This window comes from Nocardia farcinica, from assembly GCF_029867845.1.
Taxonomy (GTDB): domain Bacteria; phylum Actinomycetota; class Actinomycetes; order Mycobacteriales; family Mycobacteriaceae; genus Nocardia; species Nocardia farcinica_A.
The window spans coordinates 1-3,921 of record NZ_JARWRU010001076.1 but is presented as its reverse complement, the minus strand read 5'-3'; the positions used below and the strand labels follow the sequence as shown (position 1 = coordinate 3,921).

The following is a 3,921-nucleotide window of genomic DNA, read 5'->3' as shown; positions in this document are numbered from 1 at the left end:
GGCCCCGGGGGCCCCCCCCCCCCCCCGGCCGCCCCGCCCCGGCCCCGGGCCCCCCCCCCGGGGGGGGGGCCCCCCCCCGGCGCGGGGCCCCCGCCCGCCCCCCCCCCCCCCCCCCCGCCCGGGGCCCCCCCCCCCCCGCGCCGGAGGCTGCGCCCGCCGCCACGGCCGCGCCCAAGGGCGGCGGTCTGGCGATGAAGGGCGGCAAGGCCCCCGGTGGCGGCGGACTCGGCATGAAGGGCGCCGCCAAGGCCCCCGGCGCCAAGACCGCCGACGCCCCCGCCGAATCGCCCGCCGAGGCCTCGACCGCCGCGGAGGCCAAGCCCGTCAAGGGTCTGGCCATGAAGGGCCCGGCCAAGGCCCCCGGCAAGGGACTCGGCATGAAGGGCGCCGCCAAGGCCCCGGGTGCCAAGGCCGCAGCTTCGGCTCCTGCCGACGCCGCTGCCGAGTCGGAAGCTCCCGCCACGGAGACGGCCTCGGCCGCTGCCGAGACGCTGCCGACCAAGCCCGCCGTCGGCCTGGCCATGAAGTCCGGCTTCAAGCGCCCCGGCCCCAAGGCTCCCGGCGCCGGGGCGGCCACTCCGGCCGCCGACGAGGCTCCCGCCACGGAATCGGCGCCCGCCGGGGAAACCGCTCCGGCGACGGATTCCGGCCCTGCGGCGGAGGCGGCTGCGGCTCCCACCGAAACGCTGCCGAGCAAGCCCGCCGTCGGCCTGGCCATGAAGCCCGGCTTCAAGCGCCCGGGTGCGAAGGCCCCCGGCGCCAAGGCTCCCGCCGCCCCCGCCGCCGAGGCTCCGGCCGAACCGGCCGAGGCCGAGGAGCAGGCCGCTCCGACCCCGGAGAAGTCGGCCCCCGCGGAATCCGCCCCGGCTCCGGCCACGGAGACCAACGGCACGGCGAACGGCACCGCGAAGGCGTCCGCGAACGACGAGGCGGACCGTCCCGCCCCGCCGACCGCCAAGCCCGGCGCCCTCGGCTTCAGGTCCGGCGCCAAGGCCCCTGGCCGCCGCAACTGACGCGGAAACCGCACACACACCGTTCGGCCCCGGACCGGTCACTCCGATCCGGGGCCGAATTACTTTCCGCGCCTTCCGATCACCCGCCCTATTCGGTTTCCTTCGGATGGCCCGGCATACAACGTTCGAGGAGAACCCGCCCAGCGGTCCGACTGCCCTTCGGCGCGTGTTCGAGGGAGTCGCTTGCTCACTCCGCTTCCCTCGGGTCCGGCACCGGAACTGCTTCGTCGAGGTAGTCGAGGTCGGATCCGTCGACCCGATGCCGGGAGCGGGCGGCGGGGGCCAGTGCTGGCCCGGTGCAGGCAGCGCCGCCACTGCGCCTCGTTCCCCGAGTTCCTGCAGTGGTTCCCGCCCAGCCTTTCAGCGGGCATCTGACCGTCCGCGGGACACGACACCGGACGCAGACGCGCCGTCACAGTCGACTCCGACACCCGCGCACTGCTGAGAAGACGACTCGTCACAGACGAAATGCCCGGAACCTCAACGGTTCCGGGCATTTCCTCGTCATCGCCTCACGGCCGCGTGAGTTCCGCGTACCGGGTGCGGTGGTAATCCGTGCTGCCGAATTCCCGCTCGAGGACGGTCAGCCGCTTGAAGTAGTGGCCGATGGCCAGTTCCTCGGTCATGCCCATGGCGCCGTGCAACTGGACGGCGTTCTGGCCGATGAAGCGGGCGGCGCGGCCGATGGTCACCTTGGCGGCCGACAGGGCGCGGGCGCGTTCGGCGGAGTCGGCGGCGGACAGGGCGGCGCCCGCGAGTTGCGCGGCGGCGGCGGCCTGCTCGAGTTCCATGTACATGTCGACCATGCGGTGCTGCAGGGCCTGGAAGCTCGAGATGGGCACGCCGAACTGCTGGCGCTGCTTGGTGTACTCGACGGTGTCGGTGAACACCTTGCGCAGCAGGCCGACGGCCTCGGCGCTGATGGCGGCGACGGCCTCGGCGGCGGTCGGCTCGATCACCGCCCAGGCCTCGCCCTCGGCGCCGAGCAGGGCGTCGGCGGGCAGGCGCAGGCCGGTGAACACGAAATCGGCGGCCTGGCGGTCGTCGATCGTGCGGTACGGGTGGTACTCGACGCCTTCGGGCAGGTTCTGCGGGTCGAAGGGCAGCACGAACAGCGAGAGACCGTCGGTGTCGCGCTCCTCGCCGGAGGTGCGGGCCGACACGATCAGATGGGTGGCCAGCGGCGCGCTGGTGACCAGGATCTTGGTCCCGTCGAGCACCCACTCGTCGCCGTCGCGGCGGGCGGTGGTCCGCACGGCGTCGAGCACGTTGCCTGAGGTCTTCTCCAGCGCGGCGAAGGCGACGCGCACCGAACCGGCGGCGATGCCGCGCAGCAGTTCCTCCTGGCCGCCGGAGCGGCCGAGCAGGCCCGCGCCCACCACCACGGTGTCGATGAACGGCTCGGCGACCAGCGCGCGGCCCAGTTCCTCGGCGATGATCTGCAGTTCGGCGGGTCCGCCGCCCATGCCGTCGACCTCCTCGGGCAGGGTCGCGCCGAGAATGCCGAGTTCCTCGGCGAAGCCGCGCCAGATGGCGGGCTGCCAGCCCTCGCCGGTCTTGATGGCGGCGCGGCTCTTCTCGAGGTCGTAACGGGCGGCGAGGTAACCGGCGACGGTGTCGCGCAGGAGCTGCTGCTCCTCGGTGGGTGTGAAGTCCATCAGAGCCCCAATGCTGCCTTGGCGAGAATGTTTCGCTGAATTTCGTTGCTGCCCGCGTAGATCGAGCCGGCACGGTCGTTGAAGTAGCGCAACGGCGCCACGGCCTGCCACTCCGCGCCGCTGTGGTAGCCGTCGGCGGGCGGGGTGTAGTTGGCGACCGGGCCGCCCGGCGCGGTGGCGTGCGGCTGGTAGGCCCAGCCCAGCGGTCCGGCCGCCTCCAGCGCCAGTTCGGTGAGCTGCTGGCTCAGTTCGGTCGACAGGATCTTCAGCATCGACGAGGACGGTCCGGGGTTCTTGCCCTGCGCCATCAGCGACAGCGTGCGGTGTTCGAGCACCTCGAGCACCTCGGTGCGGATGCGGGCGTCGGCCAGGCGCGAGGCGAAGGCCGGGTAGTCGATGAGCCTGCCGCCGTCGGGGGCGGGCTGCGAGGCCGCCGCCTCGGTCAGCTCCTGCGCCATCACCTGCAGCATCGGCGCCATCGCGCCGCCGCGCTCGTGCACGAGCAGGTACTTGGCCACGGTCCAACCGTCGTCGATCTGGCCGAGCACATTGCTCTTGGGCACGCGCACGTTGTCGAAGAAGACCTGGTTCTGCACTTCTTCGCCGGACGACATGACCAGCGGGCGGATCTCGATGCCCGGGCTGGTCATGTCGATCAGCAGGAAGGTGATGCCCTCCTGCTTCTTGCCGGTGCGCGAGGTGCGGACCAGGCAGAAGATCCAGTTCGCCTCGGTGGCGTGGGTGGTCCAGATCTTCGAGCCGGTGCAGATGAAATCCGCGCCGTCGTCGACGGCGGCCATCGACAGCGACGCCAGGTCCGAGCCCGCCTCGGGCTCGGAGTAGCCCTGGCAGAAGAACACCTCGCCGGTGAGGATGCGCGGCAGGAAGAAGTTCTTCTGCTCCTCGGTGCCGTAGGCGATGATCGCGGGCGCGACCATGCGGATACCCATCGGCGAGAGCACCGGCGCGCCGGCGAGCGTGCACTCGCGGCTGAAGATGTAGTGCTGGGTCAGACTCCAGGCGCACCCGCCGTACTTCACCGGCCAGTGCGGCGCGGCCCAGCCGCGCTCGTGCAGGATCGCCTGCCAGGCCATGCTGGCCTCGTGGTCGGGATAGACGCTCGTCATGAGGCGTCCGGCCCGGCGGATCTCGGGCGTTAGTTTCTCGTCGAGAAAGGCTCGCACCTCGTCCCGAAAGGCCAGGTCGGCCTCTGACCAGTTGAAATCCATCTGTCCTCCCGGCTGCACAGG

General features: G+C 72.4%; 2 protein-coding genes and 1 pseudogene. 1 reads left to right on the top strand and 2 read right to left on the bottom strand.

Translation table 11 applies throughout. The annotated features are described in order from the left end of the window. A pseudogene (locus QH283_RS23690) lies at nt 1–1,013 on the top strand (Fe-S oxidoreductase); the annotation flags it as partial. A gap of 512 nt (nt 1,014–1,525) precedes the next feature. On the opposite strand, the gene QH283_RS23685 reads toward QH283_RS23690, so the two are convergent. Together QH283_RS23685 and QH283_RS23680 are read right to left on the bottom strand one after the other, a co-directional pair. Further along, entirely contained in the window at nt 1,526–2,671 is a 1,146-nt protein-coding gene (locus QH283_RS23685) for an acyl-CoA dehydrogenase family protein (RefSeq protein ID WP_280505142.1), read from the bottom strand. Then, nucleotides 2,671–3,900: an acyl-CoA dehydrogenase family protein gene (locus tag QH283_RS23680; protein WP_280505143.1), complete on the bottom strand. Its 1,230-nt coding sequence runs from the start codon at nt 3,898–3,900 to the stop codon at nt 2,671–2,673. Before QH283_RS23680 ends, QH283_RS23685 begins: the two co-directional genes overlap by 1 nt. Nucleotides 3,901–3,921 lie beyond the last annotated feature (21 nt).

Coding starts and splice junctions, on each gene's coding strand:
- QH283_RS23685 (WP_280505142.1), bottom strand. CDS start 2,671: ATGGACTTCACACCCACCGAGGAGCAGCAGCTCCTGCGCGACACCGTC.
- QH283_RS23680 (WP_280505143.1), bottom strand. CDS start 3,900: ATGGATTTCAACTGGTCAGAGGCCGACCTGGCCTTTCGGGACGAGGTG.